Origin of the sequence: Lentzea albida, from assembly GCF_900111005.1 — a bacterium.
In the GTDB taxonomy this organism is placed as follows: domain Bacteria; phylum Actinomycetota; class Actinomycetes; order Mycobacteriales; family Pseudonocardiaceae; genus Lentzea; species Lentzea albida.
Window position 1 is genome coordinate 183420 of sequence record NZ_FOFV01000013.1, and the last position, 23752, is coordinate 207171.

The 23752-nt window shown below is 70.0% G+C and carries 21 protein-coding genes; 9 read left to right on the forward strand and 12 right to left on the reverse strand.

The features are described from left to right. Nucleotides 1-65: 65 nt before the first annotated feature. Both BMY74_RS29190 and BMY74_RS29195 read left to right on the forward strand, forming a co-directional pair. Nucleotides 66-749, forward strand: a complete 684-nt coding sequence (locus BMY74_RS29190) for an SRPBCC family protein (RefSeq protein WP_089921682.1) — start codon at nt 66-68, stop codon at nt 747-749. Then, complete coding sequence (locus BMY74_RS29195; RefSeq protein ID WP_089921684.1) at nt 746-1567, forward strand: alpha/beta fold hydrolase; 822 nt, start codon at nt 746-748, stop codon at nt 1565-1567. The genes BMY74_RS29190 and BMY74_RS29195 overlap by 4 nt, the downstream gene beginning before the upstream one ends. On the opposite strand, the gene BMY74_RS29200 is transcribed toward BMY74_RS29195, so the two are convergent. The 3 genes from BMY74_RS29200 to BMY74_RS29210 are packed head-to-tail and all read right to left on the reverse strand — an operon-like array spanning nt 1477 to nt 3711. Next, entirely contained in the window at nt 1477-2682 is a 1206-nt protein-coding gene (locus BMY74_RS29200) for an MFS transporter (RefSeq protein ID WP_089921687.1), read from the reverse strand. The two genes, BMY74_RS29195 and BMY74_RS29200, sit on opposite strands and share 91 nt — an antisense overlap. 28 nt (nt 2683-2710) lie before the next feature. Next, nucleotides 2711-3289 (reverse strand): Pr6Pr family membrane protein, encoded by a 579-nt coding sequence (locus BMY74_RS29205; RefSeq protein WP_089921690.1) that lies wholly within the window; start codon nt 3287-3289, stop codon nt 2711-2713. Between the two features lie 23 nt (nt 3290-3312). After that, entirely contained in the window at nt 3313-3711 is a 399-nt protein-coding gene (locus BMY74_RS29210) for a DUF2000 domain-containing protein (protein ID WP_089921765.1), read from the reverse strand. Nucleotides 3712-3761: 50 nt separating this feature from the next. On the opposite strand from BMY74_RS29210, the gene BMY74_RS29215 reads away from it, so the two are divergent. Further along, complete coding sequence (locus tag BMY74_RS29215; protein WP_089921692.1) at nt 3762-4523, forward strand: AraC family transcriptional regulator; 762 nt, start codon at nt 3762-3764, stop codon at nt 4521-4523. A gap of 4 nt (nt 4524-4527) precedes the next feature. Then, a complete protein-coding gene (locus tag BMY74_RS29220) occupies nt 4528-7125 on the forward strand; it encodes an AfsR/SARP family transcriptional regulator (protein WP_143091741.1) in 2598 nt (865 codons plus the stop codon). Here BMY74_RS29220 and BMY74_RS29225 read toward each other — a convergent pair. Genes BMY74_RS29225 through BMY74_RS29235 form a run of 3 tightly spaced genes read right to left on the reverse strand, consistent with a single transcriptional unit; the run spans nt 7094 to nt 9505 of the window. Beyond that, nucleotides 7094-8116, reverse strand: coding sequence for an FAD-dependent monooxygenase (locus tag BMY74_RS29225; RefSeq protein ID WP_177229975.1), 1023 nt, complete (start codon nt 8114-8116; stop codon nt 7094-7096). The genes BMY74_RS29220 and BMY74_RS29225 overlap by 32 nt on opposite strands. A 35-nt stretch (nt 8117-8151) precedes the next feature. Next, nucleotides 8152-8748 carry a DUF305 domain-containing protein gene (locus BMY74_RS29230; RefSeq protein WP_089921699.1) on the reverse strand — a complete coding sequence of 199 codons (597 nt, stop codon included), beginning with the start codon at nt 8746-8748 and terminating at the stop codon, nt 8152-8154. 4 nt (nt 8749-8752) lie between these two features. Continuing rightward, nucleotides 8753-9505, reverse strand: coding sequence for a lytic polysaccharide monooxygenase (locus BMY74_RS29235; RefSeq protein ID WP_089921701.1), 753 nt, complete (start codon nt 9503-9505; stop codon nt 8753-8755). A gap of 282 nt (nt 9506-9787) precedes the next feature. Between BMY74_RS29235 and BMY74_RS29240 the strand changes: the two genes are divergently transcribed. From BMY74_RS29240 to pip, 3 genes are all read left to right on the forward strand, one after another. Next, on the forward strand, nt 9788-10270 hold the full coding sequence (locus tag BMY74_RS29240; RefSeq protein WP_089921702.1) for a hypothetical protein: 483 nt from the start codon (nt 9788-9790) through the stop codon (nt 10268-10270). Nucleotides 10271-10351: 81 nt separating this feature from the next. Continuing rightward, entirely contained in the window at nt 10352-10897 is a 546-nt protein-coding gene (locus BMY74_RS29245) for a DUF305 domain-containing protein (protein WP_089921703.1), read from the forward strand. 39 nt (nt 10898-10936) lie between these two features. Next, entirely contained in the window at nt 10937-11884 is a 948-nt protein-coding gene (gene pip / locus BMY74_RS29250; RefSeq protein ID WP_089921704.1) for a prolyl aminopeptidase, read from the forward strand. Nucleotides 11885-12043: 159 nt separating this feature from the next. Here pip and BMY74_RS29255 read toward each other — a convergent pair whose 3' ends face one another. The 3 genes from BMY74_RS29255 to BMY74_RS29265 are packed head-to-tail and all read right to left on the reverse strand — an operon-like array spanning nt 12044 to nt 17766. Next, nucleotides 12044-13588, reverse strand: a complete 1545-nt coding sequence (locus tag BMY74_RS29255; protein ID WP_089921705.1) for a tannase/feruloyl esterase family alpha/beta hydrolase — start codon at nt 13586-13588, stop codon at nt 12044-12046. 47 nt (nt 13589-13635) lie between these two features. Then, the gene (locus BMY74_RS29260; protein ID WP_089921706.1) at nt 13636-15609 is read right to left on the reverse strand and encodes an APC family permease; all 1974 of its coding nucleotides are present in this window, start codon (nt 15607-15609) and stop codon (nt 13636-13638) included. A gap of 24 nt (nt 15610-15633) precedes the next feature. Next, a complete protein-coding gene (locus BMY74_RS29265; RefSeq protein WP_245786422.1) occupies nt 15634-17766 on the reverse strand; it encodes a bifunctional diguanylate cyclase/phosphohydrolase in 2133 nt (710 codons plus the stop codon). Between the two features lie 367 nt (nt 17767-18133). On the opposite strand from BMY74_RS29265, the gene BMY74_RS29270 reads away from it, so the two are divergent. Next, nucleotides 18134-20806, forward strand: a complete 2673-nt coding sequence (locus BMY74_RS29270) for an AfsR/SARP family transcriptional regulator (RefSeq protein WP_089921707.1) — start codon at nt 18134-18136, stop codon at nt 20804-20806. A gap of 25 nt (nt 20807-20831) precedes the next feature. Here the strand turns inward: BMY74_RS29270 and BMY74_RS29275 are convergent, their stop codons facing one another. The 3 genes from BMY74_RS29275 to BMY74_RS29285 all read right to left on the reverse strand — a co-directional run bounded on the left by BMY74_RS29275 (nt 20832) and on the right by BMY74_RS29285 (nt 22940). Then, complete coding sequence (locus tag BMY74_RS29275; RefSeq protein WP_089921708.1) at nt 20832-21686, reverse strand: M23 family metallopeptidase; 855 nt, start codon at nt 21684-21686, stop codon at nt 20832-20834. 325 nt (nt 21687-22011) lie between these two features. Further along, entirely contained in the window at nt 22012-22443 is a 432-nt protein-coding gene (locus BMY74_RS29280; protein ID WP_089921709.1) for a hypothetical protein, read from the reverse strand. 77 nt (nt 22444-22520) lie between these two features. Beyond that, nucleotides 22521-22940 carry a DUF2690 domain-containing protein gene (locus BMY74_RS29285; protein ID WP_143091742.1) on the reverse strand — a complete coding sequence of 140 codons (420 nt, stop codon included), beginning with the start codon at nt 22938-22940 and terminating at the stop codon, nt 22521-22523. 130 nt (nt 22941-23070) lie between these two features. On the opposite strand from BMY74_RS29285, the gene BMY74_RS29290 reads away from it, so the two are divergent. After that, the gene (locus tag BMY74_RS29290; RefSeq protein ID WP_089921711.1) at nt 23071-23727 is read left to right on the forward strand and encodes a DUF2306 domain-containing protein; all 657 of its coding nucleotides are present in this window, start codon (nt 23071-23073) and stop codon (nt 23725-23727) included. The last annotated feature ends 25 nt before the right edge of the window (nt 23728-23752 follow it).

The following is a 23752-nucleotide window of genomic DNA, read 5'->3' on the forward strand; positions in this document are numbered from 1 at the left end:
TGTCTTGACGAAGAGAATCGTCGGTAGCAGGATGGCACCATTCCACGCACCGGAGAGGGAGACCGATGGGCCACGAGTTCACGAGTGCCGACGAGATCGAGGTACCGGCGTCCGTCGAGGACGTCTGGACTGCCATCGCGACGGGGCCGGGCATCGACTCGTGGTTCATGGGCCGCAACGAGGTCGCGAACGGCCAGGTCAAGATGGCCTTCGGCGGGTACGCGCCGACGAGCGCGATCACCGCCTCCGAGCCCGGCCGCCACTTCGCGCACACCAGCGGCGAGGCGCCCGACGGCCGGTTCATCGCCTACGAGTTCCTCGTCGAGGCCCGCGAGCAGAGCAGCACCGTGTTGCGGATGGTCACGAGCGGCTTCCTGCCCGGCGACGACTGGGCCGACGAGTTCGAGGCGATGACGCTGGGCGGCGCGCTGTTCCGGCGCACGCTGCTCGAGTACCTGACGCACTTCCCCGGCCGCACGGCCCGCCCGCTCACGGTCTTCGGGCCCGCGGTCACCGACTGGGACGAGGCCTGGAAGCGGCTCGACGCGGCGCTGGCCGAGAAGCTGCCGGACGCCGTCGAGTTCCACCGCAACGCCCACACGCTCGCCCTGCGCACCGACCGCGGCATGTACCGGTTCATGCGGGGCTTCCGCGGCCCGATGATCGCCGCGCACCACGTCTTCTCCGGCGACGAGTCCGAACAGGACTGGCAGGGCTTCCTCGACACCACCCTGGGAGAGAACCGATGACCCGCTTCACGACTTCCGCCGACGGCACCGGGATCGCCTACTCGGTCACCGGCTCCGGGCCTGCGCTGGTCCTCGTGGACGGCGCGATGTGCCACCGGATGTTCGGGCCGTCCACCGAGCTGGCGTCCGTGCTGGACAAGAACTTCACGGTGTACACCTACGACCGGCGTGGCCGCGGCGAGACCGGGGACGGCGCCACGCCGTGGTCGCTGGAGCGCGAGGTCGAGGACATCGACGCCGTGATCAGGGAGGCGGGCGGCAGTGCGTTCGTCTTCGGCGTCTCCTCGGGCGCGGTGCTGGCTCTCGAGGCGGCCTCACGCCTGCCGTCCATCTCCCGGCTCGCGATCTACGAGGCGCCGTTCGTCGTGGACGACACGTACGAGCCGCGTCCTGCGGACATCGTCGAGCGGATGAACGACATGCTCGCGCGCGGCGACCGGTCCGGAATGCTCTCGACGTTCATGAAACTGGTCGGCGTGCCGGCCTTCGGTCTGGCGATCATGAAGCTGACGCCCGTGTGGAAGAAGCTCAAGCCCGTCGCGCACACGCTGCCGTGGGACCTCACGATCCTCGGCGACGACGGCCGCGGGGAGCCTCTGCCCACCGACCGGTGGAAGGTCGAGGTGCCGACACTCGCGATGGACGGCGGCAAGAGCCCCGAATACCTCCGCAACGCCATGAAGAACGTCGCGGAGGTCGTGGGAGCGGACCACAGGACGCTGCCCGGTCAGACGCACATGTACAAGTCGTCGGTCATGGCACCGGAACTGGTGGAGTTCTTCTCGCGGGCCCAGCGCACCGCGGGTCCCATCGCGTAACCGGCCACGACGAACAGCCCGCCGACCAGCACCCAGCCGATCGCGCCCCAGCCGAGCACGACGGTCGTGAGCAGGGCGGGGCCGACCATGCGCGCGACGGCCGTGCCCGTCGCGAAGAAGCCCTGGTACTGGCCCTGCCGGTCGGCGGGCGCGAGGGAGAAGCTGATCTCCCACGCACCGGAGGCGAGCATCATCTCGCCGAGCACCTGCAACGCGGCGGCCGCGACCAGCAACGCCGCCGCGGGCCAGGCACCGACGCCGAACGCCGTCACGGCGAACACCGCGCAGGACGCGAGCATGACCAGTCCGGCGTGCCGCACGAGCTTCGAGGCCGCACCGAGTCCCGTGGCGCGGCGGGCGATTCGGACCTGGTACAGGACGACGGCCGCGGTGTTGAGCACCAGCAACGCGGCCGCGAGCCACGTCGGTGCCTCGGTGCGCTGCACGATCCACAACGGGATGATCAGGCTCAGCAGCGGCATGTAGAGCAGCATCACGGCGTTGATCAGCGTGATCAGGGCGTACGGGCGGTCCTTCAGGACGTCGAACCTGCCCTTCGCCCGGGACATGGCGGTCTCGGGCAGCGTGCCGAGGACGACCGCGGCGATGAGAAACGCGACGACGTCGAGCACGAACACGGCCGTGTAGGCGGCCTCGGTGCCCAGGTGCAGCGCGAACCCGCCCGCGGCCGCACCGATCGCGATGCCGGCGTTGGCCGTGGACTGGATCCGCGCACGGGCCCGCGTGCGCTCCTCGGGCGTGGTCAGTCCGGCGAGCAGGGCCTGCCGGGAGGCCTGCAGCCCGCTCTGGAAGCTCGCGTACAGGCACATGACCAGCACGAACGCGGGGAAGTTCCGGGTGAGCAGCAGGACGCCGATGCTGGCGGCCGTGGCGGCGGCGAGCACGACGGCGGTGGTGCGCGGTCCCCACCGGTCGGCGAGGTGGCCCAGCCCGACACCGGCGACGGCGCCGACGCCCCACGCGAGGGTGAGCGCGAGGCCGACCCTCGCCGCGCTCAGGCCCACGACCTGCGTGAAGTAGAGGGCCGAGACGACGAGGAAGCCGCCGTCGCCGATGGAGTTCGTCAGCTGTGCGTACGCGAGTCGCCTGGTCATGCCACTGACCGTAGGACGGTGATTGGCCCTAGCTCTGGGACAACGAAGCACTGCGTTTCTGGGCCAATTTGGTGCCGACCCAAGACACCCCGAACGCCAGCACGACGAAGACCACCGCGACGAACAGGCAGGTCGCCAGCACGCCGCTGTACCCCTGCCGGCGCGGGTCGAGGAACGGGTACGGGTACCAGCCGACGATCGAACCCCTGACCAGCGAGTACACCAGGTAGGCCAGCGGGAACGCGAGCCAGGTCCACCACCTGCGGGTCCTCTCCGGCGCGAGCAACCACTCCACGACGACGAGGACCGGCACGATGATGTGCAGCACCCAGTTCGCGTACGCCGGCGTCTGCACGTCGATGCCTTGGAGCAGGAACGAGTAGACGAGTCCCGTCGTCGCCATGTAGACCACGGCCGCGCCCCTGATCTGCGCCGACACCGGCCTGAACACGCCCAGCAGCATCACCACCGCCGCGAAGAGGTTCGACAGGATGGTGAAGAAGCTGTAGTGGTTCGCCGGCTGGAACCGGTCCCCCAGCACGACCACCAGGTAGATCTCCGCCGAAAGCACCAGAAGGAAGACGGCCATCCGGAGCAACTTGATCACCGGAGCATTAGAACCCGGTTTCGTCAGGGGTGCATCCGGGCGCCCTTGAAGATCTTGTCGACGGCGTTCTTCTGGCCGTGCACGGCCATGCCGACCAGGTCGAGGTCCTGCGTGTGCACCTTGCGGACGGCCGCGCGGTTGTCGGCGTCGTTGCCGGTCGCGAACAGGTCGGCGGTGAAGATGGTCATCGTCTGGTCGCGGTTCAGGGCCCTGCCGTGGGCCTTCTTCAGCAGCTCCGCGTCGCCCTGCAGCACCACCACGGGCTGGCCGAACATCGGCAGGTACTTCATGCCGTCGGCGTCGACGTAGGGCTCACCCTTGAGCATCTCGGGCAGGCCGCTGACGAGGAAGGCGGTGACGTTCAGCGCCTGCCAGCCGGCCAGGTCGTCCCGCAGCAGCACAGCGATCTTGGTGTCGAACATGGACACCACGATCGCGGGCAGCGGCGCGTGCGGTCTTGTACGTTCCTGACATGAGCACGGCCGCGTGGAAGCCCGCGGTGGAAGGCATCAAGGAGGTCTTCCACGCCTCCTTCACCACGCACGTCTACCCGGCGCACACGCACGACGCGTGGACGTTGATGGTGCTCGACACCGGGGCCGTGCGGTACGAACTGGACCGTCACGAGCACGGCGCTCTCGTGGACGGCGTCACGCTGTTGCCACCGCACGTGCCGCACGACGGCCGGTCCGCGCTGCCGACGGGCTTCCGCAAGCGCGTGCTGTACCTCGACGACGCGGCGCTGCCGTCCGACCTGATCGGCAAGGCCGTCGACACGCCGATGCTGCCCGACCCGCTGCTGCGCCAGCGGGTGCACCAGCTGCACCTCGCGCTGGACGACCCGTTCGAGGCGTCGTCACGGCTCGCGCTGATCACCGAACGGCTGGCGCACCACTTCGCCGGCACCACCCCCGTCGTGCACGCGGACCCGACGCTGGCCGACCGGTTGCGGCAGCTGCTGGACGCCTCGCTGCCGGCGGGGATCACCCTGGCGGAGGCGGCCGCGGAGCTGCAGACCAGTCCCACGCACCTCGTGCGGGCGTTCAGCCGCCGGTTCGGGCTGCCGCCGCACCGGTACCTGACCGGTCGCCGGGTGGACATCGCCCGCGGCCACCTGGTCGAGGGACGGCCGGCGGCGGAGGCCGCGGTGCTGGCCGGGTTCCACGACCAGTCGCACCTCACGCGCCATTTTCGCCGTGTGCTGGGTACGAGTCCTGGCCGCTTCGTACGCTGACACCGTGCACGTCGGCATCCTCGGGCCCGTTGAGGCGCATTCCCCGCACGGCAAGATCGCGGTGGGTGGGCCGCGGCCGCGCACCCTGCTGGCGTTGCTCGCGCTCCGGGTGGGCGAGATCGTCCCGCTCGACCGGCTGGTCGACGAGCTCTACGGCGCCGAACCGCCGTCGGACGCGGCGAACGCCCTGCAGGGTCAGGTCTCGCGGCTGCGCCGGGCGCTCGGCGACGCGTCGCTGGTCGAGTTCCACTCGGCCGGGTACCGCCTGGTGCTACCCGCGTCCCAAGTGGACGCTCACCGGTTCGCCGTGCTGGCGGCGGACGGCCGGCGGGCCTTGGAGCAGGGCGACCCGCAGGCGGCGGAATCCCTTTTGTCCGAAGCGATGCGGCTCTGGCGCGGACCGGCGCTCGCCGACGTCCCCCTGGCGGATCACGCGACGCGCCTGGAGCAACAACGGACTTCCGCGGCGGGATCGCTCGCCGCCGCGCGGATCCGGCTCGGCAAGGCCGACGTCGCGGAGATCCAGGAGCTGGTGCGGCAGAACCCGTTGGACGAACGGCTGCGCGGCTACCTGGTGCAGGCGCTGAACCAGCAGGGCAGGCAGGCCGAGGCGTTGCAGGCGTTCGAGGACGCCCGCACCCTGCTCGCCGAGGAGCTCGGCACCGACCCGTCCCCCGAACTGCGTGCCGTGCACCTCCAGGTCCTGCGCGGCCAGACCCACCGCGAACCGCCCGCGCAGCTGACGACCTTCGTCGGCAGGCAGGAGGAACTCGCGCGCATCGCCTCGCTGACGTCCCGGCTCGTCACGCTCACCGGCCCCGGTGGTGCGGGCAAGACCCGACTCGCGTTGCAGGCGGCCGGTCCGGGCGCGGTCTTCGTCGACCTGGCACCGGCCAAGGACGTCGCGGCGGCGACGCTGCAGGCGTTGGGGCTCAAGGAAACCGCGCTGGATCCCGTGGAACGCCTGACGCTGGCGTTGCGCGAGCGTTCGGCGTTGCTCGTCCTCGACAACTGCGAGCACCTGGTCGTGCAGGCCGCCCGGCTGGCCGGGCACCTGCTCAGCGCCTGCCCGTCGTTGCGGATCCTCGCCACCAGCAGGGAACCGCTCGGCATCACCGGGGAGACGCTGTGCCCGGTGCCGCCGCTCGACCCCGAGCAGAGCGTCATCCTGTTCACCGACCGCGCCCGTCTCGTCAACCCGTCCTTCGTGCGGGACCAGCACACCGCGGACATCTGCCGGGAGCTCGACGGCCTGCCGCTCGCGATCGAACTGGCCGCCGCCCGCACCCGGACGCTCACCACCGAGGAGATCTCGGACCGGTTGAACGACCGCTTCCGATTGCTCACCAAGGGAAACCGTGCCGCGGCGCCGCGGCACCAGACGCTGCGCGCCGTCGTGGAGTGGAGCTGGGACCTGCTGTCCGAGGACGAGCGCGACCTGGCCGCGTGCCTCGCGACGTTCGGCGGCGGGGCGACCCTGGAGGCCGTCGAGGAGGTGTGCGGGCACGACGTCGAGGTGCTGGAAGCGTTGGTGGACAAGTCCTTGGTGGAGGCCGCGGACGGCCGCTACCGGATGCTGGAGACCATCCGCGAGTTCTGCTCGGAGCACAAGCGCGTCGACGCCGCCCACGCCGAGTACTTCCACGCGCTCGCTCGTCGTGCGGATCCCGAACTGCGCCGGCGGGACCAGGTCCGCTGGTTCGCCCGCCTGACCGCCGAGCACGCGAACCTGATGCAGGCCGTCGGGTGGGCGGTGCGGCACGACCCGCGCCGGGCGCTGCGGTTCGTGGCCGACCTCTCCTGGTACTGGTACGTGAAGGGCAGCCGCGTCGAGGTCCAGGGCCTGGCGGAGGAACTCCTCTCCGTCGTGGACGAGGAGGTCAGCGAGCAGTACGCGATCCTGCTCGCGCTCGCCGCTCCCGAGCGCGTGCAGGCCGTGCTCCGGAGGCTGGAAGGGCCGATCACGCAACCGTTCGTGCTCATCGCGTGGGCCATGCTGACCGGTCCGCCGGATCCCGGCGCGCCCCGCACGCCGTTGCAGGACGAGGTGGAGCACAGCGACGACCCGTGGATCCAGGGCCTGATCGCGTTCAGCAACTCCTACACGGGCTGGGCCGCGCGCGGCGACCGCGTCCAGGCGGTCGCGCAGTCCCGCGAGGCCCTGCGGCGGTTCCAGGAACTGGGCGAGCGCTGGGGTTCGGCCCAGGTCCTCGACGTGCTGGCGACGTTGACCGAGGACCCGGCCGAAGCGCTCGCGCTGACGGACCAGGCCCTGGAGGTCGTCGCCGAGCTGGGTGCCCAGGAGGAGCTCGCCGAGCTGAGGGGCAGGCGTGCCGACCGGTTGCTCGACATCGACGAGGAGCAGGCCGAGCGCGACTACCGGCAGGCGTTGCGGATGGCGACGCGGGCGGGCCTGGCCGCGACCCGCGCGCTCGCCAACGCGGGCCTCGCCCGGATCGCCCACCGCAGAGGTGATTTCGCGCGAGCGGAGGAACTGCTGCGCGAGGCCCGGCAAGAGCTCGGGTTCGGGTGGATGCACGCGGCGGCCAAGCAGCAGGTGGAAGAGGTGTTCACCGAACTGGCGCGTACTCGGGGAGCTTGATCGCGGTCGCCGCCTTCATGTCGAACCGCGCCACCATCGGCATCTTCGGCAGCAGCCCGAACATCCGGTCCCGCACCCACATCCCGAGCCTGGTGTCCGGTGCGAGGAACGGTCCCGGGTTGCCCTGGCAGCCCCGTGCGTACGGGCCGATCCGCGCCTCGTAACGGGCGAAGGCGTCCCCGCCCGCCGCCATCTCGCCCGCCAGCACGTAGGCGGAGACGACCGCGAGTCCGGTTCCCATGCCGCCCAGCGTGGAGCCGTAGCCGGCGTCGCCGATCAGCGTGACGCGGCCGGAGCTCACCGAGGGCATCCGGACCTGGCTGATCGAGTCGAAGTAGATCCCCGGCGCCACCAGTTCCTCGGGCATCAGCTCGGGCGGCACGGACGACCTGTACATCAGCCATCCCGGCGCGCTCAGCACGCCCGGCGAGCACGTCAGGTCGTGGTCGTCGCCCTCGGCGTCCCAGATCGCGAAGTAGTAGCCCTGGAACTTCGGCCGGTACGACGGGAAGACCAGCCTCCGCACCCCGGAACGCATCCCGTCGGCGCCGACCACGAAGTCGAACCGCCGCGGCCGCCCGTGCGCGAACTCCACGTCCACGCCGGCGCCGTCGTCGTGCAGCGCCGTGATGCTGTCGCCGAACACGTACTCCACGTCGGCGTCGGTCAGGTCGTGCAGCAGGCGGGAGAGGTCACCGCGGAGGATCTCGACGTCCCCCGCGGTGAACGACCCGGGCAGCCGCGCCCGCTCGCGTCCGTCGACACCGCGGAACACCATGTCGCGCGGGGTGGTCCGAGCGGCCAGCACCGCGTCGAGCACGCCCATCCGCCGCAGCACGGACAGGTGGGCCTCGCCGCGGAAGTCCACGGCCTGGCCACCCGCGCGGGGCGACGGTGCGCGTTCGACCACCGTCGCGGTGAAGCCGAAACGCGTCAGCCAGTGAGCCAGTGCGGGCCCGGCGATGCCCGCTCCCGAGATGAGTACGTCCATGCCCGGGATGCAACGCCGGCCCGCTGACCGAACGCCTACGGTCCGCTGATGATCTTCAGCATCTGCTCGATCTGGCCCTGGCGGCTCGTCACCACGCGCTCGGCGTAGGCGGTCGCCTCGGGGTTCTGGCCGTCCTTCTTCTCGGCGAGGGCCATCTCCACGCCCGCGCCCTGGTGCCCGGTCATCAGGTTGAGGAAGTTCATGTCGAACTCCGCGCCGCTCTTCTCCTTGGTCTCGTTGATGACCTTGTCGTCGAGCAGCGGCTGACCGCCGTGGGAGGCGTGCAGGCTCGCGCCGTCACCCTCCGGCTTGTCCCAGAGCTTCAGCCACGACTTGAGCATCGTGAGCTCCTCGCGCTGGGTCACGTCGATCGCGCCCGCGAGGTCCTTCGCCTGCTGGCTGGTCGCCTTCGCCAGCCCCACCTGCGACAGGCTGATGCCGAGCTGCAGGTGGTCCACCATCATCTGCACGAACATCACGTCCGCGTCGTTGAACCTCGCACTGGCACCCGGAACGGGTGGTGCGGCGGAAGAGGCACCGTGGCCGTGGGCTTCCTGGCCCACCGGCACGACCGCTTCTCCGCCGCACCCCGCCAGCGCCAGGACCGCGACCGCGATCACCAGGCGCTTCATCGGATCAGATCTTCTCCCACAGCGCCGCCACGTTCGGCGGTTCCCAGCCGGTCAGCGAGGTGTGCGCCTGGCGGCAGCGGTAGGTCGAGCCGCTGTAGGTGACGGTCTGGCCGACCGCGTAGGAGGTGTTCGCCGCCCACGTGCCGCCACCGGCGGGCGGGGGCGTCGTGGTGCTGGTCGTCGGCTTGGGAGGAGTGGTGGTCGTCGTCGTGGTGGGAGGCGGAGTCGTGCCGCCACCACCGCTGATGTTGAGGTCGATGCACGAGTAGAACGCGTTCACCGTGTCGCTGATGTTCCAGATCGCGTAGAGCTTCTGGCGACCGGAGAACCCGCCGAGGTTGATCGTGTGCGTGGTCGGGTTGTTCGGCTGCTGGTTGTTGCCCGAGAAGTAGCCGACGCGCGTGTTGCCGATGAAGTACTCGTAGTCGCGCGTGGCGTGCCGTGCGGTGAAGGTCCAGGTCAGAGACAGGGTCTGGCCGGTGTTGGTGACCTTCCAGGGAAGGCTGTCGTTGTCGAGCGGGGCGAACGCACCGTTGTCGCCGCTGCAGTTCTTCTTGCCCTTCACGCCCTCGGCGCTCTGGGGCTCGTACTTCGCCTGGCCGCAGAGGTCGACGGAGATGTCGCCCCTCGCGCACTGCGCGGACCGGCTGGCCGGCGACGACACGTAGCCGTGCGCGCTGGCGGAACCGACCGGCGTGATGAGCACGATGGCAGGGACGGCGGCCATCAGGAGGGCCGCTTTGCGCATGAGTTTCATTCGTCCGAACTCCTTGGATCGTTCCCAAACGGGGTGACCCGTAGGCAGGGGGCGGGAACCGGGAGCGCATCCGAGCGCTCACCGATCCAGTTTCGGTCAGTGGTCCAGACCATAAACCGGTGTTCGGAAAGCGGTCAAGCGATCACCGGCCGGGAACGGGAAAGTTGTTCTCTGCCAACAAGTCCACGTGCGCAAGTGGTCTTGTCATCCGCCATTCGGGTCACAGGTGCAGACCAATCAGCCCACTGGTGCAAACGCGCTGCGACTGGGTAACCCGGTGACATGCGTGAATTCGACGAGCCCAGCAGGGCTGCCGGTCCCGGTGTCGTCGCCGACGGACCCGTGGGCAACCCCACGGTGCTCGTGATCGATCCAGCCGGCGAAGCCCTGCACGACGCGATTCCCGCCACGTGGCGGGACCTCACGGACCGCTTGCGGATCGTGTGGCTGCGCGTCCCCGCGGCGCCCGGCTGGCAGTCCACAGTGGACGCGGTGCTGACCAGGCACCGCGACGACGTCCAGCCCGTGCTCGACGTCGTCACCAGCGGCCCGATCGCGGCGGACGTGGTCGACCTGGTGCGCCGGCACGAGAGCCTGGTCCGCTCGGTGCTGCTGGTGGACCCCGAGGTGGACGTCGACGACGACTTCGCCAGGGTGGTCGTGCGCAGCCACGACGCGGCGGACGACCGCATCCCGCCACCCCTGCCGCTGGGCCACCCCGACGTCGTCTTCGGCGTGGTCGAGGAGCTCAACCGGATGGAGTGAAACTTAGGCTCGGAAACTTTCGCTGAACCGGACAGATCGGCCACCCGTATCCCTCGTCAGGGAACCGAGACGGGAGGCTTCATGCGAGCGCGTCTGCTCATCATCGTGCTAGGGCTGCTTGCGCTGGCGGGTTGTTCATCGGTCGGCGGTGGCGGCGGCTCGGGTGAGCCGGCGGCCAACGAGGCGGACGCGACGTTCTCGTTGCAGATGATCCCCCACCACCGCCAGACGATCCAGATCGCCAAGGCGGCGATGGAGAAGTCCAAGGACGAGTTCGTGGTCAACGTGGCGGAGAAGATCGCCACCGCCGAAGCGGGCGAGATCGAGCAGATGTCCACGTACCTGCGCAGCTGGAACATCCAGGTGCCGGGCGACGACGCCAACGCCACGCACAAGATGGCGGGCATGATGACCGTCAAGGACGTCGAGGCGCTCAAGGCCGCCACCGGCAAGCAGTACGACGACCTGTTCCTCGCCACCCTCTCCCGCCACCTCCGCAGCGGCGTGGACATGGCGAAGAACGCCCAGGCCAAGGGTGAGCACATCGGCTCGAAGGCGTTGGCCGGCAAGATCATCGTGTCGCAGACCGAGGTGCTGGACCAGATCGCCGCCAAGCAGAAGTCCTGACGCCCCAGCAGGACGTGTCCGGGCAATACGCTCGCACGCATGTACCCACAGGTGGAGCCCTACGCCCAGGGCATGCTCGACGTAGGTGACGGCCAGCGAATCCACTGGGAAGCCAGCGGCAACCCGTCCGGCAAACCGGCCTGCGTCTTCCACGGCGGCCCCGGCTCCGGTTCCAGCCCGAGGTGGCGCGAGGACTTCGATCCGGACCACTGGAACCTGGTCCTCTGGGACCAGCGCGGAGCCGGCCGGAGCACCCCGTCGGCCGCCGACCCGGCCACGGACATGAAGCACAACACCACCCAGCACCTGATCGACGATGCCGAGAAGCTCCGCGAGCACCTCGGCATCGACAGGTGGTTGCTGATCGGCGGTTCCTGGGGCTCGACCCTGATCCTCGCCTACGCCATCCAGCACCCCGACCGGGTGAGCGAGATCATCATCCCGGCGGTGACGACGAGCCGTCCGGAAGAGCACGCGTGGATCACCCGCGGCCTCGGCCTCTTCTACCCCGACTACTTCGACGCGTTCGTCGAAGGCGTCCCGGAGGAGGACCGCGACGGCAACCTCGCGCTGGCCTACAACAAGCTCCTCGAATCTCCGGATCCCGCGACGCGCGAGAAGGCCGCGTGGGACTGGAGCAAGTGGGACCTGTCCACGATCACCGGTGGCGACAACGACTTCACCGGCACGAGGTACGAGAACCCGGAGACGCGCTACCGGCTCGCCCGGACCGTCAGCCACTACTGGGGCAACGAGGCGTTCCTCGAACCCGACCACATCTTCGACAACCTCCACAGGCTCAAGGGCATCCCCGGCGTCCTCATCCACGGCCGCAACGACTTCGGCGGGCCGCTGCGCACCGCGTGGGAGGTGGCGAAGAGGTGGCCCGACGCCGAACTGGTCATCCTGAACGACGCCGGCCACGTCGTAACGGAGGGCAACAGCATGGACCGGGCCATCACCGCCGCCGTCGAGAAGTTCCGCTAGTGCCGCGGCAGTCGGCCTTTGCCCCGTATTCGGCGTTCAGACGGCCGCAGCGCGGTGCCGGCCCCACGTCCCTGTACTAGTAGTACTGGGGCGTGGGGCCGGTGCCGCGAGGTGGCCTGCTGAGCGTTGAAGACGCGGTGAAGGCCGACTGCCGCGGCGCTAGGGCGCCACAGGTCCGGACTTGTAGAGGTCCTCTCCCGCCCAGCGGATCCGGTCGCGGAACCCGTACCCCGGTGCGGCCACGAAGTTCGCGGCGTCGTCGATGGAACCCGAGCCGTCGTACTTCGCCCGCAACGGGTACGGGAACACCGGGCGGGTGCGCACGACGTTGCCGTCACCGTCCCGGCCCTCGGCGATGATCCGGTCCGGCGTCCGCCCGCCCTCAACCCACGACACGAGCGCGCGGAACGGGTCGAAGTTCGTCAACCCGTCACCGCCCTCGCAATGCCACATCGACGGCACGACGAAGAGCTTGGCCCAGTCGGCGTTCCTGCCGCCGGTGAGGCGCTGCCAGTAGTCGAGCGTGCCCTCGAACGGGATGCCCTGGTCCCCCGCGCCGTGCCAGAGGATCAGCTTGCCGCCGGCGCGCCGGAACTCGCGCAGGTCCAGCGAGAGCGAGTTCGCCTTCACCGTCTCGGGCACCAGCTCGCGGAACCCGCGGACCGTGAACTCGAACGTCTCCAGCGACGAGTGCGGCGTGCCGATCGGGTAGACGAGGTGCTTCAACGCGTTGTCCGCCAGCTCCGGCGCGATGCCACGGCCCAGCCCGGGAGTCGGGTTCAGCCAGAACGTCCAGGAGATCTCCGACCCGTACGGCTGGCCGCCGGGGTACAGGCGGACCCCCTGGTCGGACGGCCCGGCGTACAGGCGGCGGACGCGGGCGACCTCGTCCTCCGTCAGCTGGCCGGACAGCGTTCCCGGGTCGAACCGGCACAGGCGCGGGTCGTCGATCTGGCCGTCCACCAGGCCGTCGAGGCCGTCGCACGCGGCCATCACGGCGTCGTGCAGCACGAAGATCTTGTCGTTCGGGATGGTGTTGCGCGCGATCCACGCCTGGTAGCCGATCAGCGCGGTGTAGTACGCGCCCGGCGCGGCGGCGATGACGCCGTCGAAGTCGCGCGGGTAGCGCTGGGCCAGCAGCAGGCCCTCGCGGCCGCCGTTGGAGCAGCCGTTGAAGTACGACTTCACCGGCGCCCTGCCGTAGAACGCCTTGATGATGTGCTTGGACACCTTCGACAACGCGTGCGGCGCGCGGAAGAAGTAGTCGTCGCGGGCCTTCTGGTCAGAAGCGGCCCACGTCGTGTCGAACGGGTTCTCCGGCGACACCTGGTGCCCGTCGTCGGTCGCCGCCACCGCCGCGTCACCGAACGCGGGACCGCAGCGGGACGGGAAGTCCGGGTCGTCGATGATCCCGCAGAACCCGCCGCAGCCGTACTGGAGATAACGGCCCTGGTAGCCGCGCATCGGCAGCTTCAGCTGGAACCCGACGGCCGGCTCGATCGTGCCGCGCACGTCGCAGAACTCCGTGGAACCGGACACGACCTCGGCCGACGTCACCCGCGTGCGGGCGTCCGGCACGTCGAACGAGCGCACCAGATCCGCGCAGGAACGCACCGGTCGTGTTCCCGCAGCGGCGAGGACGGGAGCGGTCCCCGCCGCCACCGTCCCCAGAACAAGCAGAGATACCAACACCTTGCGGAACATTCGAGCGTCCTTCCCCCTTAGTCGGACGTACGGGGGAAGTGTTCCAGCTAACCCACATGCACGCGTGGGCGTCGGGTCGGATCCGCTTCAGCCGAGCGGATGATTTCGCGTACGACCGGAGGCGTATCGCCGCGACCGAGGATCAGGTAGCGGAACAGGTGGCCCAGCGGGTTGCCCTCCGACCACTCGAAGTGCGCGTGCGGGATCACGCCGGTCGAGTCGCGCAACGCCAGCAGGATCGCCGCGATCGCGTTGGGCGCGGCGGGGGCCGAGGCGCGCAGCACCCGGTGGCCGTCCACCTCGACACCGGTCACGCACAGCACGTGGCTGAACGCCGACGGGTCGACGATCTCGATCTCCAGGAAGATCACGTCCGCCGTGCCCGGCACCGGGTTCATGCCGCGCTGCTCGGTCTCCTTCTCGTCGTACTCCGCCTTGTCACCGGCCTGACGGCGGTTCGCGATCAACGTGATCCGGCCGTCGTTCGCGATCGTCTCGGTGACGAACCGCCGCGCGTTCTCGTCGAACTTGATCTTGTCGACGCGCAGCTCCGTCGTGCGGGAGATGCGCGACACCAGCGAGATCACGACGATGCCGAGGATGAAGCCGAACGAGATGGTGATGCCGTCCGGCTTCTCGATGACGTTCTCCACCAGCGCGTACAGCAGCACCAGCGTCAGCACGGTGAAGCCGACCGTCGCGCCGCGCTGCCTCTTGCGCCACGCCGAGACCGTCACCGCGAACGATCCGGAGACCATCATCGCCAGGATGCCGGTCGCGTAGGCACCGGCCTGCGCGTTGACGTCGGCGTTGAAGATGATCGTGATGATGATGCAGATGACCGTGTAGACGATCACGACGGGACGGACCGCGCGTCCCCATTCCGGTGCCATGCCGTACGACGGCAGGTAGCGCGGCACGATGTTGATCAGGCCGGCCATCGCCGACGCGCCGGCGAACCACAGGATCAGGATGCTGCTGATGTCGTAGACCGTGCCGAACGCCTCGCCGAGCAGTTCGTGCGCGAGGTACGCGAGCGCCCGGCCGTTCGCGGGACCGCCGGCCTCGAACTTCTCCTGCGGCACCAGCACGGTGGTGATGAACGACGTCGCGACCAGGTACACCGACATGATCAGCGCGGCGGTGGTCAGCAGCTTGCGCGTGTTGCGCACGCGGCTCTCGAGGCGCTCCTGCGGAGTCTTCCCCGACGCCTCGACGAGCGGCATCATGCTCACGCCCGTCTCGAAGCCGGACAACCCGAGCACCAGCAGCGGGAACGCCAGGACCGCTGGCCCGACCACGCCGAAGAACCCGTCGCCGTGCGTCCCCAGCGCCGACACCCAGCGATCAAGGGCGTCCGGCGTCGCGAAGACGTCCACGAGGCCCACCACGGCCACGACGGCGTTCAGGGTGAGGAACACCGCCACCAACGGGATCGCGACGCCCACGGCCTCGCTGAAGCCCATCAGGAACACACCGCCGAGGACCAGCAGCAGCACGATCGTCAGCCACAGCTCGGTGCCGTGCAGCGCCTCCGGCACGTACGGGTTCTCCAGCGCGTGCACCGAGGCGTCGGCGGCGGACAGGGTGATCGTGATGATCCACGACGTCGCCACGAACCCCAGCAGCACCAGCACGAAGATCTTGCCGCGCCAGAACGGCAGCAGGTTCTCGAGCATCGCCACGGACCCCTGGCCGTTCGGGCTCTCCTTCGCCACCCGGCGGTACATCGGCAGCATGCCGAGCAGCGTCAGGGCCACGATGAGCAACGTGGCCAGCGGGGACAGCGCGCCGGCGGCCAGCGCGGCGATGCCGGGCAGGTACGACAGGGTCGAGAAGTAGTCGACGCCCGTGAGCGTCATGACCTTCCACCACGCGTGCGGCTTGGCGTGCGACTCGTGGCTTTCCGGACCCGAGGGCGCCACCCGGTCCGCGAGCAACCACCTGCCCAGCGGTCCGCCGGGGGGTGCCGGACGTTCCGGGCTCGGAACCTCGGCGGGGATGGCGTACTCCGTGCTCATGGCGCGAAGCATGGCACGGCCGGATCACTGGGGCCGGAAGTCCGCCGGGAAACCCGCTTCCTGAATGGACAAACCGGACGGACGCAACATTCCGATGCTGCCCTGCGCGTGCAGGTCGAGGAACATGTCCACAACGTCCGGATCGAACTGTTCGCCCCGCCCTGCCCAGAGTTCCCGCCGGGCGCGGTTCTCGTCCAGTGCGGTCTGATGTGGACGGTTCGACCGCATCGCCGCCCACGCCACGCACACGGACAGAATCCTCGCCTCGGAGCGGATGTCCGCGCCGCGCAGGCCGTCCGGGTACCCGGCGCCGTCGTAGCGCTCGTGCTGCTGCCTGATCACGTGCGCCACGCCCGCGAAACCCGGCACCATCCGGGCGAGCCGGTAGCCGAAGTCGGGGTGCTGGCGCAGCAGCCGCCACTCCTCCTCCGACAGCGCACCGGGTTTGGTCAGCACGACCTCGGGGATGATGACCTTGCCGATGTCGTGCAGGCGCCCGGCGAGCTGGGTGATCCTGATCGTGGGCGCGTCGAGCCCGAACTCCCCCGCCGCCACACCGGCCCAGCGCGACACCGAACGGCTGTGGTCGTAGCGGTGCAGCCACCCGTCCACCCGGTCGGCCACCTGGCAGAGGAACTCCGCCATCGCGCCGTCGGTGTCCGGGTCGACCGCGGGCAGCGGCTCGGGACCGACCGCGATCCTGTTGCGCCCGGCCGCTTTCGCCGCGTACAGCGCGCGGTCCGCGATCACCACGATGTCGTCGGGGCCGTCGCCGTGCGTCGGGAAGCTCGCCGAACCCACCGACACCGTGACGGACAGCGGGATGTCGTCGTTGCCCGCGTTGACCGGGATCGGCTTCTCCGCCACGCGTTCGCGCAGCCGGTTCGCGATCACCGACAGGCGGCCGGGGCCCGCGTCCGGGACGAGCAGCGCGAACTCCTCGCCGCCGTACCGGGCGAGCACCTCACCGGAGCGCGACGCGGCGCGCAGCCGTGCCGCGACCTCCATCAGCACGTCGTCGCCCGCGGGGTGGCCGTAGTTGTCGTTGATCGACTTGAAGCGGTCGACGTCGATGATGAACACCGCCACCGACCCGTCGCTGCGTCTCGCGCGCGAGATCTCCAAGGGCAGCTGGGCCTCGAAGAACCGCCGCGTGTGCAGGCCGGTGAGGCTGTCGGTGATCGCGAGCTTGCGCTGGTCGGCGACGAGTCCCGCGAGCCGCGCGATGATCAGCAGGGACAGCAGCGCGCTGCCGCCGGCGATCACCAGGACGTCCTGCGACGACTGGCCGACGTCGTGCACCAGCATCAGCACCGGGGCGGCGAGGGCGGCCGAGCACAGCGCGATGATCCGGCCGCGGCTCAGGCCGACGTCCTTGACGTGCGCGCGGTCGACGAGGCGCGCCATCGTCGGGTGCAGCGCCGCCGCGCCCATGCACAGGTTCGCCGACAGCCAGATGGCGTCGAGGAAGTTGCCCGCGTGGTAGCTGCCGTCGAGGCGTTGCAGCACGTAGATCGTGTCCGCCGTCAGGATGCCCAGCAGGTTGCACGTCAGCAGGACGAACGCGCGCGGGCGGGGACCCGCCCCGAAGATCAGCCGCAGCGCCACCACGAAGAGCGCCAGGTCCATCATCGGGAAACCGAGCGACGCGATCTTGGCGAGGACCGGCGAGGTGAGCCGTGCCTGCGGGCCTATCACGTAGAGCCAGGACGCCATGCCCGCGACGACGGCGAGCACCGCGGCGTCGAGCAGGCTCGGCAGGTCGAGTCCCGGTGTGCGGCGGCGGATCAGCAGGATCACGCCCGCGACCATCAACGGGTAATGACCCAGGTAGAAGATGTCCGCGTAGGACGGGTAATCCTTGTGGTCGAAGATGTAGTGCGATGCGTAGAACGTGAGGTCGGCGATCGCGTAAACGACCTGACTGAGTGCGAGGAACACCCATGGCCGCCTCCATTGGGGGCGGTTGCGCTTGACACCGGCGAATGTCGCGATCGCCGCCGACGCGCTGATCGTGCAGTAGAGCGCCACGCGCACGGTTTGCCCTGTCGTCCCCGCGGGGCTGACCGGAATCAGGTAGTAGACGCCCAGCAGCAGGTGACCCGCCACCAGGTACATCCACCACGCTCCGGTGCTGCCGGCACGGAAGACGGTCACACGAGACCCCTCGTTCTACGACTGTGGTCGAGCCAGGTGATGATGCCCGACTTGGGATGATCGCGGCACCGTCGTTACTCCAATGAGGTGACCCACCATTACTGACGTTACCGCAAATCCCGGTTCTGTTTTCCACCGCTGCGGCGACGTTGATCTCCCGTGTCGCCGATCCGTGCCGGCGGTGCTCCCCGAACGATTTTGACACGACTTTTCGCTGCTCGACGGTGATTCGCCCACCTGCTGTGCCGGACAATTCCCGAGCCGCCGGTCGGTAACCGGCATCCGTGCGACCTTCGTCGTTGACAGTTGCTGGTCCACAACCTCTTGCGAGCGGTGCACGCGGTGATCAACGGACTATCGTGAGGCCGTGGACGGCGTTCGGTTCGGGGTGCTTGGGCCGCTGCTCGTCACGCACGAGGGGCGGGCCGTCCGGGTTCCCGCAGGCCAGCCGCGCCAGGTGCTCGTGCTGCTGCTCCTGCACGCCGGTCAGGCCGTCAGCGTCGACCACCTCATGTCGGTCCTGTGGGACGGTGATCCGCCCGCCAGCGCGCGCAAGGCCGTGCAGGTGCACGTCTCGCAGCTCAGGAGGGCTCTCAGGGGCCTTCCCGGGGTGTCGCTCGAGTGGTCGGGGCACGGCTACCGGCTCGACGTCCCCGACCGGTCGCTCGACCTCCAGCTCTTCCGCGAGGCGCGGGATCCCGACGAGGCGCTCGGGCACTGGCGCGGACCGGCGCTCGCCGAGCTGACGACGAACACCCAGCTCGCGCACCAGCTGGAGGAGGAACGCCTCGCGGCGATCGAGAGGCGTGCCGAGAAGGCCGTCGCGGACGGCAGGCACCACGAGGTCATCGGCGAGCTGACCGGGTACGTCACCGAACACCCGACCAGGGAACGGTTGCGGGGCGCGCTGATGGTGGCCCTGCACCGCAGCGGGCGGCAGGCGGACGCGCTGCGGACGTACGACGAGGGCCGCCGGCGGCTGGCGGAGGAGCTCGGGCTCGACCCCGGCCAGGAGCTGCGCGACCTGCACGCCGCGATCCTGCGGGGCGAGGTCCCCGCCGTGCCGCGCGAACTGCCCGCGAGACCCGACCCGTTCGTCGGGCGCCGGGCGGAGATCGCGCTGATCAGCGGGGCGTCCGAGAGCGTGGTCGCCGTGCACGGACCCGGTGGGCAGGGCAAGAGCGCGCTCGCCACCGCCGCCGCGCACGAGATGGCGGAACTCTTCCCGGACGGACAGCTGTACGTGGACCTGCACGGCGCCACGCCGGGTCGTTCGCCGCTGTCGCCCGCCGAGGTGATCAGGCGGTTCCTGCGCGCGCTCGGCACGCCTCCGCTGGCCGTTCCGACCGACGTCTCCGAGGCCGCCGCGCTCTACCGGTCGACGCTCGCGAGGCGCAAGGTGCTGGTGCTGCTGGACAACGCGGTGGACGCGGCGCAGGTCGGCCCGCTGCTGCCCGGCGAGCCGGGGTCGACCGTGCTGATCACCAGCCGCCGGATGCTCGCGACGCTGAGCGCCCGGCACGTGCGGCTCGACCCGTTGCCCGAGGACGACGCGCTGCGGCTGCTGGGCGACGACGGCGAGGCGGCCCGCGAGGTCGCGCGGGCGTGCGACCACCTGCCGCTGGCGTTGACGATCGCGGCGGCGCGGCTGCGCTCGCGACCGGACTGGACGACGGCGACGCTCGCCCGGCGGCTCGCGGACCGGCGGCACCGGCTGGACGAGCTGGACTTCGACGACCTCGGCGTCCGGTCGAGCTTCCAGCTGGGCTTCGAAGGGCTGGGGGCCGCCTCGACGCGGGCGTTCACGCTGGTGTGCAGCCTGAACGTGCCTTCGGTCAGCGAGCCCGTGGTGCGCGCGTTGCTCGGGCAGGAGGACGTGGACCGCGCGCTGGACCCGTTGGTGGACGCCAAGCTCGTGGAGCCGTGCGGCCCGGAGCGGTACCGCGTGCACGACCTGCTGCGGCTGTTCGGCGCCGAGCAGGTGACCGACGAGAGGCAGGAAGCGCTCTCGCGCGCGCTCACGCACTACCGCTCGACGCTCGCCGCGGCGCTGAAAGCGTTGCGGCCGCACGCTTACGGCGCGCTCACCTACTCCGCCGCCGGGCAGGCCGTCGACGAGCCGCTGCGGTGGCTGACCGACGAGGCCGAGAACCTGTTGGCGGCGGCGCGGTCCACCGTGGCCGACCCGGCGCTGGCCGAGCACGGCCTCGCGATCGCGCACATGCTCTACCCGCACCTGTTCAAGCAGGACAGGGTCGCGGACCTGGTGGAACTGGGGCAGATCGCGGACCAGGCGGCGCGCACGACCGGGACGTCGGCCGCGGTGCAGACCGCGCTCCTGGTGCAGTCGGCGGCCAACCGCCGGATCGGCTCGTTCGACACCGCGCGCAGGCAGCTGGAGGAGGTGCTGGAAGCGCGCGCCGACGACCCGTTCGGGCAGGGGCGCGCCCTCGCCGGCATCGGGACGATCCAGCGCGAACTCGGTGAGCTGGAGGAGGCCGCCGCGACCCTGACGCGGGCGATCGAACTCATGTCGGAGCACGGACCCGCTGGCGCGCAACGGGTTCCGTTGTCGGCGCTGGCCCAGGTGCACCAGGTCGCCGGACGGTACGACGAGGCGCTCGACGCGGCATCGGAGAGTCTCGCGCTCGCCCGTGAACACGGGGACGAGGCCGGAACGGCGTATGCGCTGGCGTCGCAGGGCCAGGCGCTGTTCAGGCTCGGCCGGCTGGACGAGGCCGAGGCGGCGCTGGGCGAGTGCATCGCGCTGTGCCGGGTGACGGGCGAGCACAACGACGAGTGGCAGGCGTTGCTGTGCCGCGCGAAGGTGTTGCTGGCAGCGGGAAAGCCCTCACCGGCCACAGAGGACGCCCGGCGCTGCCTGGAGATCACGAGCGCCCGCGGCGACCGCTACGGCGAGGGCGTGGCGCACCTCGTGCTCGCCGAGGCGGGCCTGGGAACGCACGCGGACCGGGCGGCCGAACTGCTCGGCACACCCGGTCTGCGCAGGGACAACCTGTTGGACGGTCTGATCGGCTAGCTCACCGCCAGGATCAGCCGCGTGATCAGCCGCAGTGCTCGAAACCGCTGGTGTAGCTGGAGGAACCGACCATGCCGCCCCACTTGACGCACTTGCCGGGCGCCTTCTTCTTCACGGGACCGGCGTAGTAGCCGTACTCGTCGCGGTCGGTCGTGCGGGCCTCGCCCTGGACCTCGAGGAACGCGCCGACGTCGGAGGCCGTGCCGATCTTGGTGGTCTTGATCGCGACGACGCAGTTGTAGCCGTTGGAGGCGTTGTACAGCAGGGAGACGCGGGCACCGGTGACGTTGGCGCCGTCGATCACCTTGTAGCCGTCGCCGCAGGCCTCTTCGGGGGTGTACGGGTTGGTGGTGCCACCGCCGCCGCACTTGTTGTTCGACTTGTAGTTCTTGGTGCCGTAGTACAGGATCGTCGTCCCGGAGAACTTGATTTTCTGCGGGGTGCCGTTCAGCAGCTGCTCGAAGTGCAGGTGCGCACCGGTCGAACCGCCGGTGTTGCCGACGTTGCCGATGGTCTGGCCCTGCGAGACGCTCTGGCCGACCGACACCCTCTGCGCGGAGAGGTGGGCGTAGCGCGTGGTCCAGCCGCTGCCGTGGTCGATCTCGATCCAGCGGCCGTAGCTCGTGCTGCCCTCGTTGCGGACCTTGCTGACCGTGCCGGACGCGGACGCCACGACCGCGTCACCCTCGTCCGCGCTGCGGTTGAGGTCGATCGCGAGCTGCGGGCTGTGGTTGGTCCTGGTCTGCCCCGACCACGTCTGTCCGCACGGGAACGGCAGCTCGAAGTTGGTGGCGGCGCTGGCCTGCGGGCCGCCGAGCACCAGCACGCCCAGTCCGATCGCGAGTCCGGCGACTCCCGAGACCACTCTCTTGAAGTTCATGGTTTTCCCCTCAGTCATCCGAAGACCCGTCGGACCTTCGTGTATGGCGCTTTCCGTGGCTTTTTGAGCTCGCTGACCTGGGTGCTGTCGCCGTCACGTGACGGCGGCAGCACCCAGGTTCTTGTTGTCACCCAGGTGAAGGGCGACGTGCGGGTGGGGTCGTTGTCCGGGTGGTGGTGCACGCCTTACGACGCGCCCACCTCGCCGCCGGCTCCCCAGGAACACAGATGACCGTTGCCAGTTGGCGCTTGGCGCTGACGGGCAGGTCCGGGTCCTTGACGGCACGCCCGGGGTGGTGACCGCCGTGAGAGCGGTCTCCCTCAGGTCAGCAACGGATGCTGGTGCGCCCGGTGGGCGTGTTGCCGCCCCACTTGATGTTGCCGACGGCGTGGGTGCACACGCTCAGCGTGTTGGTGCCCGAGGACCAGTTGTCCGCCTTGTTGCTCGCGCACTTCAGGCCTTCGAGCGAGTAGGGCGCGCTCGAGCCGGTGGCGACCGAGACGCAGACCTCCCAGTTGGAGTGCGAGGAGCGGAAGCCCTCCCACACGTAGGTGTAGGCCCAGTTCTTGTTGCAGCCCTTGAACTGCTTGACCGAGCCGATGGTGGTGCCGCCGCTCGTGATGTAGGCGGTGGACCCGATCTGCGTCACCGGGCCGCAGCCCGGCGCCGACTCGGCCTGCGCGGGCGCGGACAGCCCGAGCATCGCGCCGCCGACGATCACGGCCGCACCGAGCGCGCTGGCGATCTTGCTGAACATGCTTCTCCCTCAACGGTTCTACTGTGGTGCAGGTGCAGGTGGTCAGTCGGTGATGTAGCCGGTCACGGCGCGCCCCCTCAGCAAGCGCTCGACGCGAGGCGGGCGGTGCGGTGCACGCCGTTGGAGTCGACGTAGAGCACCTCGCCGCGGGCGCAGCCGGGCGCGTGGACCATGTTTCCCCAGTGGTTGCCGGGCGTTCCCGCCGCGACGAAGCCGACGTGGTCGCTGCCCGACCACACCGTGATGCGCAGAGCCGAGTCGCCGCCCGAGTAGTTCGAGACGCGCACCCAGTTCGTCCTGCAACCGGGCGACCACCGCAGCTCCGCCGTGCCGCCCGTGTACATGGGCGCGGTGTCGGCGGTCGTGGAACCACCGCTGCACCCGGCGGACACCGGGTCCTTGTCGTTGCACCCGCGCCCGCTGCAGGACGCGGCCTGTGCGTCCGGCGCCATCAGGAGCGTGAACGCGGCCGCGGCGATCAGGGCTGTCGACTTCATGACGCAGACACTGCCGACCGGCACTCACAGCGACCTGACAGCTGCACCCGGTCAGATGTCAGCGCGGTGTCAGAAGCCCATGTCAGCGATCGGTGCGCGAGCGGTCAGCGGGTTCGGTGAAGGTGTTGGCATGACGTGGTTGCGCAAGCCCTGGGTGGGCCCGTTGGCGTTCGTGGTGGTGGCTTTCGTGGCGTTCTCGCTGCCGCCGTACCTGACCGGTGATCGGCTGCAGTCGCGCGTGCAGTCGGATTGGGGACCGCACTACCCCTTGCTCGTCGTGCACGTCGTCTGCGCGTCGATCGCCATCCTCACGTGCGTGGTGCAGATCTGGCCGTGGTTCCGCGCCCGCTTCCCCGCGTGGCACCGCCGCGTCGGCCGCGTCTACGTGCTCGCGGGCGTGTTGCCCGCCGGTCTGTCGGGCCTCGTCATCGGCTGGATGACTCCGTTCGGCCCGGTCGCCCAGGTCAGCAACGTGCTGCTCGCCGTGCTGTGGCTGGCGTTCACGTGGCTCGCGTGGCGCGCGGCCCGGCAGCGGCGGTTCCGCGACCACCGCAAGTGGATGATCCGCAGCTTCGTGCTCACCGTCTCGATCATCACGAACCGCATCTGGGGCGTGCTCGCGTTCCTCGCCTTCGCCGGCCGCGTGCCGGAGGCGGAGCTGCCCGCGACTATTTCCGGCATCTCGACGTGGGCGGGGTGGACGATCCCGTTGCTGATCTCGCAGTGGTGGCTCGAGCGCAAGCCGCGGCGGGCTCCGGCCGAGCGGCGCGAGGCCGTTCCCGTGTGACGGCCGGGCGACTACGGTCGGCGTT

Excerpts from the sequence above, each read along its gene's own strand:
- BMY74_RS29200 (WP_089921687.1), bottom strand. The coding sequence starts at position 2,682 with ATGACCAGGCGACTCGCGTACGCACAGCTGACGAACTCCATCGGCGAC.
- BMY74_RS29285 (WP_143091742.1), bottom strand. The coding sequence starts at position 22,940 with ATGAAGTCGACAGCCCTGATCGCCGCGGCCGCGTTCACGCTCCTGATG.
- pip (WP_089921704.1), top strand. The coding sequence starts at position 10,937 with ATGTACCCACAGGTGGAGCCCTACGCCCAGGGCATGCTCGACGTAGGT.
- BMY74_RS29255 (WP_089921705.1), bottom strand. The coding sequence starts at position 13,588 with ATGTTCCGCAAGGTGTTGGTATCTCTGCTTGTTCTGGGGACGGTGGCG.
- BMY74_RS29225 (WP_177229975.1), bottom strand. The coding sequence starts at position 8,116 with ATGGACGTACTCATCTCGGGAGCGGGCATCGCCGGGCCCGCACTGGCT.
- BMY74_RS29215 (WP_089921692.1), top strand. The coding sequence starts at position 3,762 with ATGAGCACGGCCGCGTGGAAGCCCGCGGTGGAAGGCATCAAGGAGGTC.
- BMY74_RS29275 (WP_089921708.1), bottom strand. The coding sequence starts at position 21,686 with ATGAACTTCAAGAGAGTGGTCTCGGGAGTCGCCGGACTCGCGATCGGA.
- BMY74_RS29245 (WP_089921703.1), top strand. The coding sequence starts at position 10,352 with ATGCGAGCGCGTCTGCTCATCATCGTGCTAGGGCTGCTTGCGCTGGCG.
- BMY74_RS29230 (WP_089921699.1), bottom strand. The coding sequence starts at position 8,748 with ATGAAGCGCCTGGTGATCGCGGTCGCGGTCCTGGCGCTGGCGGGGTGC.
- BMY74_RS29290 (WP_089921711.1), top strand. The coding sequence starts at position 23,071 with ATGACGTGGTTGCGCAAGCCCTGGGTGGGCCCGTTGGCGTTCGTGGTG.
- BMY74_RS29280 (WP_089921709.1), bottom strand. The coding sequence starts at position 22,443 with ATGTTCAGCAAGATCGCCAGCGCGCTCGGTGCGGCCGTGATCGTCGGC.
- BMY74_RS29195 (WP_089921684.1), top strand. The coding sequence starts at position 746 with ATGACCCGCTTCACGACTTCCGCCGACGGCACCGGGATCGCCTACTCG.
- BMY74_RS29240 (WP_089921702.1), top strand. The coding sequence starts at position 9,788 with ATGCGTGAATTCGACGAGCCCAGCAGGGCTGCCGGTCCCGGTGTCGTC.
- BMY74_RS29260 (WP_089921706.1), bottom strand. The coding sequence starts at position 15,609 with ATGAGCACGGAGTACGCCATCCCCGCCGAGGTTCCGAGCCCGGAACGT.
- BMY74_RS29190 (WP_089921682.1), top strand. The coding sequence starts at position 66 with ATGGGCCACGAGTTCACGAGTGCCGACGAGATCGAGGTACCGGCGTCC.
- BMY74_RS29235 (WP_089921701.1), bottom strand. The coding sequence starts at position 9,505 with ATGAAACTCATGCGCAAAGCGGCCCTCCTGATGGCCGCCGTCCCTGCC.
- BMY74_RS29210 (WP_089921765.1), bottom strand. The coding sequence starts at position 3,711 with ATGTTCGACACCAAGATCGCTGTGCTGCTGCGGGACGACCTGGCCGGC.